This window comes from Catellatospora tritici (genome assembly GCF_019083965.1).
Taxonomy (GTDB): Bacteria; Actinomycetota; Actinomycetes; order Mycobacteriales; family Micromonosporaceae; genus Catellatospora; species Catellatospora tritici.
The window spans coordinates 356,995-372,946 of sequence record NZ_JAHRCY010000002.1; the positions used below are offsets into that span (position 1 = coordinate 356,995).

Genomic DNA, 15,952 nt, shown 5'->3' on the forward strand with positions numbered 1-15,952 from the left:
GAGCTCATTCCGCCGCCCATCTGCCGGTCCAAGTGCCGCTCTGCCAGGGGATGGGGTCCATAGAATCGTCCGACTGAGCATTACGTCCGCTTACCGCCACTGTGCGATCAGGACATGTCGCCTGCAATCAAACACGGGATGTGCGATGACAGATTCATTCGTCACGAACACCGAGGACACCTATCCGGCGCCTATCCGCCTGCTCGACTGCACGCTCCGCGACGGGAGCTACGCGGTGGGCTTCCAGTTCACGGAGCAGGCGATCGGTGACATCCTGACCGGGCTCGAAGCAGCGGGTGTCATGTATGTCGAACTCGGTCACGGACTCGGGCTGGGCGCGGGCGATGTCAAAGACCCGATGCGCGTCCCCGAGGAGCAGTGCTTCAAAATCGCCGGCTCCTGCCTGCGCGACAGCGCCTGGGGCATGTTCTGCATCCCCGGGATCGCCAGCCTCGACCGCCTGCGTGAGGCCGCCGCGGCCGGCATGCGGTTCGTACGGGTGGGTGTCGACATCACCGAGGTCAGCCCGGCGGCGGAGTTCCTCGCGGCGGCCAGGGACCTGGGGCTCGAGACGTTCGCCAACCTGATGAAGACGAACGTCCTGGACACCGCCGGTGTCGTGGCCGCGGTGCGGCAGTGCGAGGACTACGGCGCCGACGCCGTCTACCTGGTGGATTCCGTCGGCGGATTCCTGCCCCACGAGGTCGCCGAGCTGTTCACCGCGGTCGGCGCGGCGTCGGATCTCCCGCTGGGCTTCCACGGGCACGACAACCTGGGGCTGGCGAACGCGAACGCGCTGGCGGCCGTCCAGAGCGGTGCCGTGTTCGTCGACGCCACGCTGGACGGGCTGGGGCGGGCGGCCGGCAACACCGCGACCGAGCGCTTCGCCGCGATCCTGCGCCGCCTGGGCCGCGGCGACGGATACGACTGCCTGGCTCTGTCGCAGCTCAGCGAACGGGTGGTGCGTCCCCTGACCCGGCTGCCCGACGACCGCGCCTTCCAGGTGATGGGGGGCCTCACCCAGACCCACTCCAGCCACTTTCCGCTCATCATCCGCTGTGCCCGGACGCACGGCGTCGATGTCTTCGACCTCATGGCCGCGGTCTCCCGGATCGATCCGGTGAGCCCGAGCGAGAGTCTCGTGCTGGGAACGGCGGCCCGCCTGGCCGAGGCGCGATGATCATCACGAGCGCCGCGATCGACGGCGACATCGCGCTGTGCGGTGCCAATGTCTGGCTCCCCGAGACGGTGGAGCGCACCGCGGACGCGATCGCCCGGGGCCGGATCGATGCCGGCTCGGCCGCGGAGATCGGCGTCGACGCGGTGCACGTGGCCGACGGCGACCTGACGCCGCCGGATATGGCCGCCGCCGCAGCGCTGGCGGCCCTGGCCGCGGCCGGCCGCCCAGCCTCCACCGTCGGCCTGCTGTTGCACTGCCACGTGTGGCACCAGGGATACGACATCTGGTGCGCGCCGCACTACGTCGCCGAGCGCATCGGCGCGGACGGATGCCTGCCGATCACCCTCTCGCAGGGCTGCAACGCCGCCATGGCAGCGTTCGAGCTGGCCATTCCGTGGCTCACGGCGCACGACGACGGCCGCACCGTGCTGGTCAGCGCGGCTGACCGCTTCCCGCAGCCGGGGTTCGACCGCTGGCGGGGGGCGTACGGCTGCGTCTACGGTGACGGAGCCGCGGCAGCCGTGCTGGCCCGTGGACCCGTCCCCGGCGCTCTCGCGATCCGTGCGCTCGCCAGCACCGCCCGGCCCGAACTCGAAGAGGTCAACCGGGCGGGGCTGGCCGCCACGACGGCGCCACGGATGCACGGCGCGGACATCGACCTCCGCAGGCCGAAGAAGGAATACTTCCAGCGCCACGGCATGGCCCGCTTCCTCGAGGTCACCCAGGCGGCGCTGCGATCGGTGGTCGAGCAGAGCCTCGCCCAGGCGGGAGTCGCGGCCGACGATCCGCGCATCCGGGGCATCGCCGTGCCGCGAATCAGCACCGCCGCCATCGGGACGAGCTACGCCCCGCTTCTCGGATCGATCACCGCGGCACCGGTGCTCAGCATGCACCGAGACACCGGGCACCTGTCGTGCGCCGACGTCGTGGCCAACGTCGCGGACCTGCGCTCCCAGGTGCTGCACCAGCCGGGCGACCTGGGCATCGTCGTCAATGTCGGCGGCGGCTACACGTGGTCGTCGCTGATCGTGGAGGCAACGGACTGGTGATGATCGATCGAACCGTCGCGGTCCTGCGCGGCGCGGCCGCCCGCCTCGCCGCCAACATGGACGCCTCGCTGTCCGTGCCCGTGGCCACCAGCTCGCGGGTCGTCTCCGCCACCCGTCTCGTGCACCACCGGCGCGCGTTCAACGAGGCTCTCGCCGACAGCGGCCGGGTGTCGGTCAGCCAGCTCGTGGCGTACGCCCTGCTGCGCGCGATCGCCGCGGCGCCGCACCTCAACGGGCACTTCACGCAGACCGCGGGCAAGCCGTCCATGGTGACGCCCACGCACGTCAACCTCGGTGTCGCCGTCACCGTCGACCGGCCCGGCCGGCCGCGCTCGCTGCTGGTCCCCACCATCAAGGCCGCGGACCTGATGAGCTTCGCCGACTTCGGCAAGGCTTACGACGACGTCGTCGGCCGCGCCCGGCGCCTCGAGGCCGGCCCCGAGGACCTGTCGGGTGCGACGGTGTCGCTCACGAACACCGGCGTCTTCGGGACGTCGCACTCGGTGCCCAGACTGCTGCCGGGACAGGGGCTGATCCTGGCGGTCGGTTCGGTCGGCCATCCGCCGGAGTTCCGCGACACGCCGGCGGCGACGCTGGCCGGACTGGGCATCGGCCCCACCGCCACGCTCAGCGTCACCTTCGACCACCGCATCGTGCAGGGCGCCGACGCGGCGCTGCTGCTGCGCGCGATCGATGAACTCCTGCAGGGCGGGGACTCCTTCTACGAGGACATCGCAGCCTCGCTCGGCGTCTGCTTGCCGCCCGCGTCGGCCGCGTCGGCCGCGTCGGTGCCGCCCGCCGCCGAGGCGGACGCGGTAGGCGTGGCCGCGCTGATCCACGCCTACCGCGCCTACGGGCACCTCGCCGCCGCGACGGATCCGCTGTCGAAACCGGGGATCGGCCATCCCGAACTCGACCCCGCCGCCCACGGCCTGCGCGAAACCGACACGGTCCGGACCGGCACGGCGGGGACGGGCGGCGCCGCCGGAGTCGGCGACCTCGTCGCCCGCCTCACCGAGTACTACTGCGGCACGATCGGCTGGGAGTACATGCACCTGCCCGATCCGCAGCGGCGCCGCTGGTTCCAGGAGCGCGTCGAGCGCCCCCGCACGGCCCTGCCGGACGCACAGCGGGCGAGGATCCTCCAGCGGCTGATCGAGGCCACGGGCCTGGAGTCCTACCTGAACACGAAATACGTCCGGCAGAAGCGCTTCTCCCTCGAGGGAGGGGAGGCTCTGGTGATCCTGCTGGACCGGATCTGTGAGCGGGCCGCCGGAGCCGACCTGGCGGAGACCGTCATCGCCATGTCGCACCGAGGCAGGCTCAACGTCCTGGTCAACGTCATGGACAAGCCGCCGGCCGAGCTCTTCGCCGAGTTCGAGGGCGCCGTCAATCCGCTCGCCGGTGACGGTTCCGGGGATGTGAAGTACAACTTCGGCGCCGGCACGACCCGCACCACGACGTCCGGCGCACCGATGCGGATGCGCCTGCTGCCGAACGCCTCGCACCTGGAGGCGGTGGGACCGGTCCTGCAGGGCTTCGCCCGCGCGCGGCAGGACCTGGCGGACAGGGCGGCGGCGGTGCTGGCCGTACAGGTCCACGGTGATGCGGCTGTCACCGGCCAGGGCGTGGCGGCGGAGACGCTCAACATGTCCCGGCTGCGCGGTTTCAGCACCGCCGGGACCATCCACATCGTGATCGACAATCAGGTCGGGTTCACCACCACGGCCACCGACGGCAGGTCGGGGCACTATCCGACCAACCTTGCCCGCGTCATCGACGCGCCCGTCCTGCACGTGAACGGCGACGATCCCGACGCGTGCGCGCACGCCGTGGACGTGGCGTTCGCATACCGGCAGGAGTTCGGGCAGGACGTCTTCATCCACCTGCTGTGCTACCGCCGCCACGGCCACAACGAGCTGGAGGATCCGTCGACGACGCTGCCGGGCCTCTACCGCGCGATCGCCGCGAAGCCCGCCGCGCTCGACGGGTACACCCGGCTGCTCGTCGAGGCGGGAGTCACCACGCCGGAGCAGTCGCAGGAGCTGCGCCTGCGCCACAACCGACTGCTGGCGGGCACCCGGGCGGCGGCCCGAACCGCCGCGGCGCCCGCACCGGCGACGCCGGTGGCGCCGACCTCGGCCCCCGCCCCCGCCACCGCCGTCGCCCGGACGGAGCTGGCCCGGGTGCTCACCGCGCAGGGCGACCTGCCGACCGGGTTCCAGGCCCACCCCAAGATCCTCGGACAGCTCCAGCGACGCGCCGCCGCGCTGGCCGAGGACACCATCGACTGGGCCGCCGCCGAGACGCTCGCGATCGGATCGCTGTTGGCGCAGGGCGTTGCGGTGCGCCTGTCCGGCCAGGACTGCCGGCGGGGCACCTTCTCCCAGCGCCATCACGTCGTCGTCGACCAGACCACCGGCGCCGAGCACACACCGCTGGCGCACCTGGCCTCCGGCCAGGCTCGCTACGCCGTGTACGACTCGATGCTCTCCGAGTTCGCCGCGCTCGGCTTCGAGTACGGCTACTCCGCCGCCCGGCCGCAGGCCCTCGTGATCTGGGAGGCGCAGTTCGGCGACTTCGCCAACGGCGCCCAGGTGATCATCGACGAGTATCTCGCCGCCGGGCAGCGCAAGTGGGGCCAGCGGTCGGCGCTGACGCTGCTGCTTCCGCACGGGCAGGAGGGCCAGGGGCCCAACCACTCGTCGGCCCGGGTGGAACGGTTCCTGCAGCTGTGCGCCGAGCAGAACCTGACGGTCGCCATGCCCTCGCTCCCCTCGTCCTACTTCCACCTGCTGCGCCGCCAGGGGCTCGCCGGTACGCGTCCGCTGGTGGTGTTCACCCCCAAGTCCATGCTGCGGCTGCGGGCGGCGGCGTCGACCGCGGCGGAGTTCACCCAGGGCGGGTGGTCGCCGGTGCTTGCCGACACCACCGTCGACGCCCGCACCGTCAGCCGGGTGCTGCTGTGCAGCGGCAAGCTGTACTGGGACCTCGCCGGCGAGCGCGCGGCCGCGCGACGGGACGACATCGCGATCGTGCGGCTCGAGCAGCTGTACCCGTTCCCCGGTGACGAGCTCCGAGCGGCGCTCGACGCCTACCCGGCGGAGGCCGAGGTGTGCTGGGTCCAGGAGGAGCCGGAGAACCAGGGCGCCGCCCGATTCGTACGGTCGAATCTTCCGGCCGTCGATCCGGCCCGGCCCCTCGCCTACGTCTCGCCGCCGGAACTGGCGTCCACCGCCCTCGCCTCACCCGAGCGGTACCAGGCCGAGCGGCGCGACGTCCTGGCACGCGCGTTCCGGCGCGACACCGCCGCCGGATCCGAACCCCCACGACCGAGCTGACCTGCCGTGGCGTGGCGTCTCTGACGGTCGACCGCGCCGGCGACTCCTGGAGGAACCGTGCTGAAAGCTGATGCGCTTACGTCGTTACTGCTGGCCGTACCGATGGTGATGCTGGCCTGCCAGGCGGGCGGCTGGGCCGTCCGCCGGATAGGGCAGCCGCCCGTCGTCGGTGAGATGCTCGCCGGGGTGATGCTCGGTCCGTCGGTGCTGGGATGGCTCGCCCCCGGACTCCGAGAGCAGCTCCTGCCCGACAGCGTCCTTCCCTTCATCTCCGCGCTCGGCAACCTCGCGCTGCTGGCGTTCCTCTTCCTGATGGGACTCGAACTCGACGTCCGCTCCCTGCGGGCGGCCAAGAACGCGGTCGTCGCCGTCAGCCTCGCCAGCATCCTGCTGCCCGCGGCGGTCGGCGCCGCGCTCGGCCTGGCGATGTATCCGCGGCTGGCCCCTCCGGGCGTCGGGCGACTGGCGTTCGTCCTGTTCATCGCCGTATCGCTGAGCATCACCGCGTTCCCGGTCCTCGCCCGCATCCTCACCGACCGGGGGCTGGACGGCAGCTACCTCGGCACGTTCGTCATGGCCTGCGCCGCTGTCGACGACGCCATCGCCTGGTGCGCGCTCATCGCCGTCGTCGCGCTCTGCACCGCGGGCAGCCCGCTGTCCGCCCTCGGCGCCGTCGCGCTCGTCGTCGTCCTGGTCGCCATGTTGCTGCTGCTGCGTCCGGCGTTGCGAGCGCTGCTGACCCGCGCCGGGCGTAGCTCCGACGACCTGGTCCTCGTGATCCTCTGCGCGGGTCTGTTCCTGAGCGCGTACACCACCGATCGAATCGGCGTGCATCCCGCGTTCGGCGCCTTCCTGTTCGGCGCGGCCATCCCGCGGGGAGTCGCGGCGGTGGAGCGCAGCGCCGCCCGCATGCGCGCGGTGTTCGTCCCCGCGCTGCTGCCCCTGTTCTTCGTGAGCACGGGACTGAAGACCGACCTCGGGCACCTGTCGTTCGAGTTGTGGGGCTGGGGCCTGCTGATCCTGGCCGGGGCCGTCTGCGGAAAGTGGATCGGCGCCGCGGGAGCGACCAGGCTGACCGGGTCCGACTGGCGCTGGGCGTCGGCGGTGGGCACGCTCATGAACTGCCGGGGGCTGACCGAGCTGGTGGTGCTGGGAATCGGCCTGCAGATCGGCGTCATCACCCCGCAGCTGTACGCCGTCCTCGTGCTCATGGCGATCATCACGACGGCGGTCACCGTGCCGGTACTCCGCCGCCTGACCCGCAACGACCCCCGGCTGGAAGCCCGACAGGCATCCCCGGAGCCCGCCCCGGCCGCTCTCGCCGCGACGACGGCACCGGAGACAGCGCGCTCATGAGCAGTGCCGGTCCGGGAGCGGGCAGGCGTGCCCCTCCCGGACCGGCTGCCAGCGTGTACGGGGTCTGTCGGAGTGGATAGGGTGATGGCCGCAAGCGTCGTCGCCGGCCGTGGAGCAAATCGATGCCATTGGATAGGGACAGGTGCCTGCGGGAGTTGCAGCATCGTGAGCTGCTGCCCTCGGATGTGCGGTGCGTATACCTGTCGGGTTCGCTCGTGCGCGGGTGGGGCAATCCGCAGAGCGATCTGGATGTCTATGTGGTGAGCGACAGCCCCTGGTCTGGCGACTCGGCCGCGGTCGTGCCGCTGCGAGGTCTGTCCGGCAGCATCCCGGTGAACGCCTTCTACGTCGACGGATGCCGGTGGGATGTCGAGCACTGGCAGGTCGTGCAGATCGATGCGCTGCTCGCCGAGGTCTCGTGGGATAGGTACGACAGCGGCGAGCTGAGCCATCTCGGCTTGAGCCGGCACGAGATCGACGTCCTGGAGCGGCTTGCCTATGCGCAGCCGCTGCTGCAGCCCGACTGGCTCGCCTCCAGGCAGGAGGCGCTCAAGCAGTCCGCGCTGAGAACGGCGCTGGTGGCCGAGCGGCTGAACCTGACCGACCTGTTCATCGAAGACGCCGTCGGCCAGCTCCGCGCCGGCGATGAGGAGTGCGCCGTGCTGTCGGCGCGGCTGGCGTTCGAGCATGTCGTCGACGCGCTTCTGGCCAGCCGGGGAGAGTTCGGGCACAGCTCGAAATGGCGGCCGCGCCGCTTCCGGGCCGTGCAGCAGGACCTGCTCAGCTTCGAGGACTACTGGCGTTTGGAGACGATGGCGTCATACGACCACCGCCGACCGGCGAGCTGGGTGGAGGAGACCGTCGAGACCTGCCGACGCATCGCCCAGCAGGTCGTCTCCTGACCCCGGCCCCGAGTGCGAAGCCGCCGGGCAGCGGGCACGGACACCCGGACCGCCCGGCGGCTCGCACGCGCTCATGCCCAGTTGGCGGATCGTGCTCCCACCTGCAAGAACGACTAGATGACGCCCTTCAGCAGCTGCCTCGCCATGACGATGCGCTGGACCTGGTTGGTGCCCTCGTAGATCTGGGTGATCTTGGCGTCGCGCATCATGCGCTCCAGCGGGAAGTCCTTGGTGTACCCGTACCCGCCGAGCAGCTGCACCGCGTCGGTGGTGATCGCCATGGCCACGTCGGAGGCGAAGCACTTGGCCGCCGCCCCGAAGTAGGTCAGGTCGGCGTCGCCGCGCTCGGACCGGGCCGCCGCCGCGTAGGTCAGCTCGCGGGCGGCGGTCAGCCGCATGCCCATGTCGGCGAGCATGAACTGCACGCCCTGGAAGTCGGCGATCGGCTTGCCGAACTGCTTGCGCTCCTTGACGTACGCCAGCGCCGCGTCCAGGGCGCCCTGGGCGATGCCGACGGCCTGGGCGGCGATGGTGACCCGGGTGTGGTCCAGGGTGCGCATGGCGCTGGCGAAGCCGGTGCCCGGTTCGCCGATCATGCGGTCGGCGGGGATGCGTACCTGGTCGAGGTAGACCTCGCGGGTCGGCGAGCCCTTGATGCCGAGCTTCTTCTCGGGGGCGCCGAAGCTGACGCCGGGGTCGCTCTTCTCCACGACGAACGCGGAGATGCCCTTGGCGCCGATGCCCGGCTCGGTGACGGCGAACACGGTGTAGAAGTCGCTCACACCCGCGTTGGTGATCCACCGCTTGACGCCGTTGAGCACATAGTGACCATTGTCATAGATCGCCCGAGTGGTCATGGCGGCGGCGTCGCTGCCGGCCTCGGGCTCGCTCAGGCAGTACGAGAACATGCCCTCACCGGAGGCGACCCGGGGCAGGTAGCGGCGCTTGAGGTCGGCGGAGCCCGACAGCAGTAGGGGCATGGTGCCGAGCTTGTTCACGGCGGGGATGAGCGAGCTCGACGCGCAGGCGCGGGCGACCTCCTCGATCACGATCGCGGTCGCGAGCGCGTCGGCACCGGCGCCGCCGTACTCCTCGGGGATGTGCGGGGCGTGGAAGTCCGAGGCGCGCAGCGCGTCAAAGCTGGCCTGCGGGAACTCGCTGTTCTCGTCCGCTTCGGCGGCGTTCGGGGCGACCTTGGCGTCGCACACCTCACGAACCGCCTCGCGGATCGCAAGGTGCTCGTCCGAGAGCTGGTAGAGGTCGAACATCTCCGCTTCCTCCCACGCATGAAAAGCCGTACCGGCGGGTAGCTTAACGCTCGATAAGAATGTGCTGTCCAGCGGCTCCGGTAAACTTTCCTTGGCGTCAGTACAGGGCGTAGGCTCTGCACCTGCTCAACCAAAGGCCCCTTACGGCGCTCCTCAGCTGAATGCGGCGCCACTGCAGAATCTAGGAGAAAACGCGTGACTCTCCCGTACGCGAGCCCGGCCCCCGTCACCCCACCGTCCGGTGCCCCCCGGCCGCGCCTGACGTTCCTCGGCACCGGCTACCTGGGCGCCACCTACGCCATCTGCTACGCGGAGCTCGGTTACGAGGTCATCGGCTTCGACGTCGACGTGGACAAGATCGAGAAGCTGAGCCGGGGCGAGGTGCCGTTCCACGAGCCCGGACTCGACGAGATGCTGCGCCGCAACCTGGCCGCCGGTCGGCTGCGCTTCTCCACGTCGTACCAGGAGACCGCCGACTTCGGCGACGTCCACTTCATCTGCGTGGGCACCCCGCAGCGGGCCAACGGCCTCGGCGCCGACCTGCAGTATGTCGAGGCGTCGGTGAGCAACCTCGCCCAGCACCTCACCCGCAAGGCCCTCATCGTGGGCAAGTCCACCGTGCCCGTCGGCACCGCCGAGTGGGTGGAGACCCTGGTCGCCAAGCACGCCCAGCCGGAGCTGGGCGTCGAGGTCGCGTGGAGCCCCGAGTTCCTGCAGGAGGGCTTCGCCGTCGACGACGTCATGCGCCCGAACCGCATCGTGGTGGCCACCAAGACCGACTGGGCCAACTCGCTGCTGCACGCCGCGCACAAGGGCGTCTTCGACCTGGCCTCGGTCGAGGACCGCGAGGTGCCGGTGGTCGCCACCGACTTCGCCACCGCCGAGCTGGTCAAGGTCGCCGCGAACTCGTTCCTGGCCACCAAGATCTCCTTCATCAACGCCATGGCCGAGGTCTGCGAGGTCGCGGGCGGCGACATCACCCAGCTCGCCCGCGCGCTGGGCTACGACCCGCGGATCGGCAACCGCTTCCTGCAGTCGGGCGTCGGCTTCGGCGGCGGCTGCCTGCCCAAGGACATCCGCGCGTTCCAGGCCCGCGCCCAGGAGCTGGGCGCCGGTGAGGCGCTGCGCTTCCTGCACGAGGTCGACCTGATCAACCTGCGCCGCCGCCAGCGCGTGCTGAACCTGGCCGCGGGCCTGCTCAACCGTCGCTTCGGCCCGGCCGGTCCGGACCTGTCCGGGGCCCGGATCGCCGTGCTCGGCGCCACCTTCAAGCCCAACTCCGACGACGTACGGGACGCGCCCGCGCTCGCCGTCGCCGGCATGCTGGCCCGCGCGGGCGCCGACGTCCGCGTCTACGACCCGCAGGGTATGGAGAACGCCAAGCGCGCCCTGCCCGACGTGGCGTACCAGAAGTCGCTGGTCGACGCCGTCACCGAGGCCGACCTGGTCTGCGTGCTGACCGAGTGGGCCGAGTTCCGCAACGCCGACCCGGTGGTGCTGGGCGAGGTGGCCGCGCACAAGCTCATCATCGACGGCCGCAACTGCCTCGACGCCAACGCGTGGAAGTCGGCGGGCTGGACCCTGCGCGCCCTGGGCCGTCCCACGGTCTGACCCGCACCTGCTTCACCAGCCGAGGCCCGTCCCGCAACCACGCGGGGCGGGCCTCGGCGCATCCCCGCCCAGCCGGTCCCCACCCCGCTCCCGACGCCTCCGTTTGTCGATCACGGTCCCAGGGTGGTGACACACCGTCGAACACACCCATAAGTTCATGATCAACCGAATCGTCACCGGTGGGGTGCGGAGGTGGCGGTGGGGGGAATGGGGGTTTTCAAGGGGTGGGGGGATTCGGCATGCTGCGGGGGTAGCGATCCATACTCGTCGTCGCTGGATGGTGACGGGGGGCTAGTCGGAGGTTGCCATGGCTGCGGACAGCGAATGCTCGATGTGCGGCCGCCTGCGCGATCCCGCGCAGCGCTGCCCGCACTGCGGCAACACCCCCGCAGTGCTGGGCGACGAGGTGGCGCGGCTGACCAAGGCCATCGCCGACATGAACGCCGAGGACGTCCGGTTGTCCGGCGAACGCAAGAAGCTCTCCGGCAAGCTGCAGGCGGCCATCTACCAGCGCGACATCCTCATGCACGAGGAGGCGGAGCGGCAGAAGAAGGGCGCGCCGAAGCAGCGTCGTTGGATTCCCCGGCCGCCCGGGGTCAAGGCGCCCACCGCCGCGACCGAGCCCGGCCCCGCCGCCGCCGAACCGGCGACCGTCCCGTTCGGCGCGGGCCAGGCTGCCCAGGCCGGTGACCCGGGCGCGCCGACGGTGCCCAGGCAGCCCGTGGGCGCGGCCGGGCAGGGACCCGGTGGACCGCCGACCCGGCCCCGGGTCGCGCCGCTGAGCCAGCCGTCGGGGCCGCCGCCGGAGGCCTCGCCACGCGAGGTCCAGAACGTGATGCTGGTGCTCGGCTCGCTGCTGCTGGCCATCGCCGCCGTGGTGTTCGCGGTGGTCGCGCTGAGCAACGTGGCCCCGCAACTGCGCCTCGGGGTGCTCGCCCTGGCCACGCTGGCGCTGCTGGGCGTCGCTCCGCAGCTGGTACGGGCCCGGTTGACCTCCACCGCCGAGTCGCTGGCCGCGGTCGGCCTGGCGCTGCTGCCGATCGACGGTTACCTGCTGGTGCAGGTCGTCAATCGGGGCGAGGCCGGGCCGCTGGTGGCCGGGCTGGTGTTCGCGGTGACCGCCGCGGTCGCCCTCGGATACCACCGCCTGACCCGGCTCACCACGCCCCGGTACGTGGTGGTGCTGGCCGCGCAGCCGGTGCTGCCGCTGCTGGCGTACGGCATGGTCAAGGGTCCGGCGGGGTGGGCCGTGGTGCTCACGGGTGTCGCCGCGCAGAACGCCGTGCTGGCCCGCGCGGTGGAGCTGTCCAAGGTGCCCGAGCGCAACCCGATCGGCTGGTCGGCGTACTGGCTGCGCGAGCTGATCTGGGTGCTGCACGGGCTGGCCGTCGGCGGGGCGCTGGTCTACGGCGTCGCCGCCCTGCTCACCGCCAACACCGTGCCGTCGGTGCTGCTGGCCGGGCTGGCACTGCTGGCGGCCGCCGCGACCGGGCTGCTCGGCGCGCTGATGCTGCGGCGGCAGCCGCTGAGCGAGGTGGCCGCGGCCGCGATGGTGCTGGCCGTGATCGGCTCGGCGGCCCGGGTCGCCGTGGTGACGCTGCCCGGCCGGGCCCTGGTGGTGATCGCGGCCGTGGTCGCGCTGACCGGTCTGGCCGTACGCGCGGTGCCCGCCGCGATCCGGCGCGGGCCGCAGCTGGCCGCCACCGTGGCGCTGGGCGTGCTCGCCCTGTTCACCGTGGGTGCGGCGCTGCGCGCCGCGCTGGCCCTGCCCGTCGCGGCGCGCCCGGTCTGGCACGCCGACACCGCGGCGTTCACCGCCGAGGTGGTCCGCCGCGCCGGATCGCCGGGCTGGTCGCTGGCCGCCACGGCGGCCCTGCTGGCGATCGCCGCGGCGCTGGCCCTGCCCCCGGCGTACCGACGGGAGGCGGCGGTGGCCGCGGCGGCGCTGGCGGCGCTGTCCGCCCCCGCCTCGTTCGGGCTGAGCTGGGCCGCCGGCCAGTGGTTGCTGGTCGCGGCGGCCGTCGCGGTGCTCGCGGTCGGCATCGGCGCCGGAGCGGTGGTGCTGATCCGCACCACGACCGGCCCGGACACCCCCGACGCCGAGCCCTGGGGGGCGAGCACCCAACGCTCGGCGCGGGCCTACGTGCTGGCGACGGTGACCCTGGCCGCGGCCGCGCTCAGCGTGGCCCTGGCCGAGCAGGCCGCGACCGCGGCGGTGCTGGCCGCGCTCACCGTGGCGGGCGTGCTGCTGGCGATGGGGCCGCGCGTGGTGGTGGCACCGCCGGAGGCGGCCGTGCTCGGCGACACCGCCGCCGGTATCGCCGCGTTCAGCGCCCCCGGCGCGATCGGGGTCGGGGTGCTCACCCTGTTCCCCCTGGCCGGTCAGGCCGCCGCGCTGGCCTGTGCCCAGCTCGCCTGCGCCGCCACGCTGGGCCTGGTCGCGGCGCGGCTGGTGTCCCAGCGCCGGATCGGGCCGCCGCTGGCCGTCGGAGCCGGACTCGGCACGCTGCTGGTCGCGGGCGCGGCCTTCGTCGCCACCGGCGCCAGCACGCTCGACGCGGCCGTGGGGGCGCTGCTGCTCTTCGCCGCGATCCTGCTCGCGCTGGCGCCCTCGATCGACTCGGGCCGCCGGGTCGACCGGCTGCTCGACGGCGCCGACATCGCCTCGGGCGCGGTCACCATCGCACTGATCGCCGCACTGGGCCGCATCGCGTACCAGGTGGTGCCACAGGCGTGGCTGGTGGTCGCGGCGGCGATCGTGCTGGTGGTGGCGATGGCCGTCCGTTCGCTGCCGGAGGAGCTGCGCCGCGGCCCGGCCGCGGGCACCGGCGTGGCCGGGGCGGTGCTCATCGTCGTGGCCGGATATCCGGCGCTGGCCGGGGGTGTCCGGGCGCTGGCCCGGCCGGGTGAGCTGTGGTCGGCCCAACTCGCCCCGGCCGACACCACCGTCGGTTTCGGCTGGCAGGGGCCGGTGGCGCTGCTCGTGCTCGCCGCCGCGGCGGCGGTGGTGCTGCCCGCGCCCCGCAACTACCACGTCGCCGCGGTCGCGGTGGTGCTGGCGACGGTCGGCACGCCCGCCGCGCTGGGCTGGCCGTGGTGGGCGCCGATCGTGCTCGGCCTGACCATCGCCACCGGGTACGCCATCGCCGCGGTGATCGCACAGGACGCACGGGCCGGATACACCCGGCTCGCTGTCGCGGTGGCCGTGTCGCTGCACGCGCTCGGGGCGAGCCTGGTCCGGCCGTGGACCACCACCGCCGCCCTGGCCATGGTCGCGCTCGTCTCGGCCGCCCTGGTGCTGATGTCGGTGCTGGTCACCCGGCAGGCCACCGCCGACGGCACGCAGCCGCCCGGCCACGTCGAGGTCATGGGCGGCACCGGCACGGCCGGGGTGCTGTTGGCGGCCCCGGCGGCCCTGGCCGCGCTCGCGGCGACCGCGGGCAACGCGTCCGACATCATCCTGACCGCCGCGCTCGGCGGGGTCAGCATCGCGCTGGCGGCGTTCGCGGCCGCCCGCAGGCACGTCGCGCCGTACCTCGGGTGGTGCACCGTGGGCGTGGCCGTGTCGAGCACGATGGTGGCGCTGCTCGCGCTGCCCACCGGCCACCCCGCCGGGGTGTACGCGGCGGCCGCGGTGCTGCTGGTGGTGCTCGCCGAACTGCTGCGCACCACCACCCGCGCCCAGCTCGGGCTGGCGCCCGCGCCCCCGCGTCAGTGGCGGCGGCGCGGGGAGTTCACCGGACCGCAGCGCTGGCGGATCAGCTTCGACGGCAGTGCACAGCTGATCGAGCGAACCCGCAACTGGCCGTCGTACCCGGGCGCCATGGCCGTCGCCGCGTCGGTCGCGCCCGCCGTGATCGCGCTGGTGTCGCTGGCCCCGGCGCTGCAGGCGGCACTGATCCGGCCATACGAGAGCCTCGGTGCCATCTGGCAGGGCCCGCCTCCGCCCGCACCCAGCTCCGTCGACGTCGCCGCCGCCCTGACCGCGCTGCTGCTCACCGTCGCCGCCGCGATCGCCGCGGTCGGGTTCGGCGGCGGTCCGACCCGGGCCGTCTCCGTGGTCGTGCCCGGCGCCGCGATCACGCTGCTCATCACCCCGGTCAGCCTCGACCTGGCCTGGCCCGCCGGGGTGCTCGCGGCCCTGGCGGTGTTCACGGTGTGCATGCTCAGCGTCGCGCTGACCGACCCGCCGTCGAGCGACGACAGCGACCGGGCCGTCCGCGCGGCCCGGGTCGCGGTGCTGCTCATCGGCCTCGTCGCGGGCGGTGCCGGGCTCGCGGGCGCCCTGGCCACCGCTGGGTTGACCATCTTCACCTTCGGCGGCGCGATCGCGGTCGGGGCGGCCGCCGCCCTGGGCGGGCAGTCGCAGCCCGCGCGCATCCTCGGCTGGCTGGGCGGTGCCGTGGCCGCCGAACTGTTCGTGCTCACGGTCAGCCTGGAGATCGGGGCGCGGCCCGAGTGGTCGGCGTTCGGCGTGCTGGCGGTCGGCGCCGTGCTGATCGTCGGCACCGCGCTGCACCCCCGCTTCCAGCGCCCGGAGGCGCTGCGCGAGGCCAGCGCGGTCGAGTGGGCCGGGTACGCCGCCGGAGCGATCGGTTTGGCGCTGGCCTCGCGGTCCACCACCCACGCGGCGGCGCTGCTGGTCGGCTGGGGTGCGGTGCTCGGCATCGCGGCGACCCGGGCGCAGCGGCCGCAGCTGGAGCGGCGCATCCTGTTCTGGGCGGCGGCGGCCAGCGAGATCGCCGCCTGGTGGCTGATCATGCGGACCGCGGCGGTGGCGCTGCCGGAGGCGTACACGCTGCCGTTCGCGCTGCTCGCACTCGTCGTCGGCCTGCTGGAACTGCGTCAGCGTCCGCGACTGGGCAGCTGGGCCGCATACGGGCCCGCGCTGATCGCGGCGTTCGGACCCACGGTGATCGTGGTGCTGGTGACCGACACCAACCCGATCCGCGAGGTCGGGCTGCTGGTGGCGGGCATTCTGACGCTGATCCTCGGCTCCCAGCGGCGGCAGCAGGCGCCGGTGGCGATCGGCGCGGCGGTCACGGTGATCACCGCGCTGCACGCGCTGACGCTGGTGGGCTACACCTGGCTGGGTGTCCTGATCGGCGGCATTGTGCTGATCATCCTGGGCGCCAACAACGAACGCCGCCGCCAGGCCACCGACCGCTACAACCAGATGCGCTGACCGCACCGCCCGAGGCCGCCTCATCGGGGTGCGCGGGGCCGCGCCCGAGCCGGCGGCCGT

The 15,952-nt window shown here is 72.8% G+C and carries 8 protein-coding genes; 7 read left to right on the forward strand and 1 reads right to left on the reverse strand.

What is annotated here, in order from left to right; translation table 11 throughout:
• Positions 1-145 precede the first annotated feature (145 nt).
• The 5 genes from KUA19_RS05470 (at position 146) to KUA19_RS05490 (ending at position 7,828) form a co-directional block, all read left to right on the forward strand.
• Entirely contained in the window at positions 146-1,180 is a 1,035-nt protein-coding gene (locus KUA19_RS05470; protein WP_217394995.1) for a hydroxymethylglutaryl-CoA lyase-like TIM-barrel protein, read from the forward strand.
• Positions 1,177-2,229 carry a ketoacyl-ACP synthase III family protein gene (locus tag KUA19_RS05475; RefSeq protein WP_217394996.1) on the forward strand — a complete coding sequence of 351 codons (1,053 nt, stop codon included), beginning with the start codon at positions 1,177-1,179 and terminating at the stop codon, positions 2,227-2,229. Before KUA19_RS05470 ends, KUA19_RS05475 begins: the two co-directional genes overlap by 4 nt.
• Positions 2,229-5,570 (forward strand): multifunctional oxoglutarate decarboxylase/oxoglutarate dehydrogenase thiamine pyrophosphate-binding subunit/dihydrolipoyllysine-residue succinyltransferase subunit, encoded by a 3,342-nt coding sequence (locus tag KUA19_RS05480; protein WP_217394997.1) that lies wholly within the window; start codon positions 2,229-2,231, stop codon positions 5,568-5,570. The genes KUA19_RS05475 and KUA19_RS05480 overlap by 1 nt, the downstream gene beginning before the upstream one ends.
• Before the next feature lie 57 nt (positions 5,571-5,627).
• Complete coding sequence (locus KUA19_RS05485) at positions 5,628-6,926, forward strand: cation:proton antiporter (protein ID WP_217394998.1); 1,299 nt, start codon at positions 5,628-5,630, stop codon at positions 6,924-6,926.
• A 155-nt stretch (positions 6,927-7,081) separates the two neighbouring features.
• Positions 7,082-7,828: a nucleotidyltransferase domain-containing protein gene (locus KUA19_RS05490; RefSeq protein WP_217394999.1), complete on the forward strand. Its 747-nt coding sequence runs from the start codon at positions 7,082-7,084 to the stop codon at positions 7,826-7,828.
• Positions 7,829-7,941: 113 nt separating this feature from the next.
• On the opposite strand, the gene KUA19_RS05495 is transcribed toward KUA19_RS05490, so the two are convergent.
• Positions 7,942-9,096: an acyl-CoA dehydrogenase family protein gene (locus KUA19_RS05495; protein ID WP_217395000.1), complete on the reverse strand. Its 1,155-nt coding sequence runs from the start codon at positions 9,094-9,096 to the stop codon at positions 7,942-7,944.
• A gap of 258 nt (positions 9,097-9,354) precedes the next feature.
• Between KUA19_RS05495 and KUA19_RS05500 the strand changes: the two genes are divergently transcribed.
• Together KUA19_RS05500 and KUA19_RS05505 are read left to right on the forward strand one after the other, a co-directional pair.
• On the forward strand, positions 9,355-10,707 hold the full coding sequence (locus KUA19_RS05500; RefSeq protein WP_217395352.1) for a UDP-glucose dehydrogenase family protein: 1,353 nt from the start codon (positions 9,355-9,357) through the stop codon (positions 10,705-10,707).
• Between the two features lie 307 nt (positions 10,708-11,014).
• A complete protein-coding gene (locus tag KUA19_RS05505; RefSeq protein WP_217395001.1) occupies positions 11,015-15,892 on the forward strand; it encodes an SCO7613 C-terminal domain-containing membrane protein in 4,878 nt (1,625 codons plus the stop codon).
• Positions 15,893-15,952: the final 60 nt, after the last annotated feature.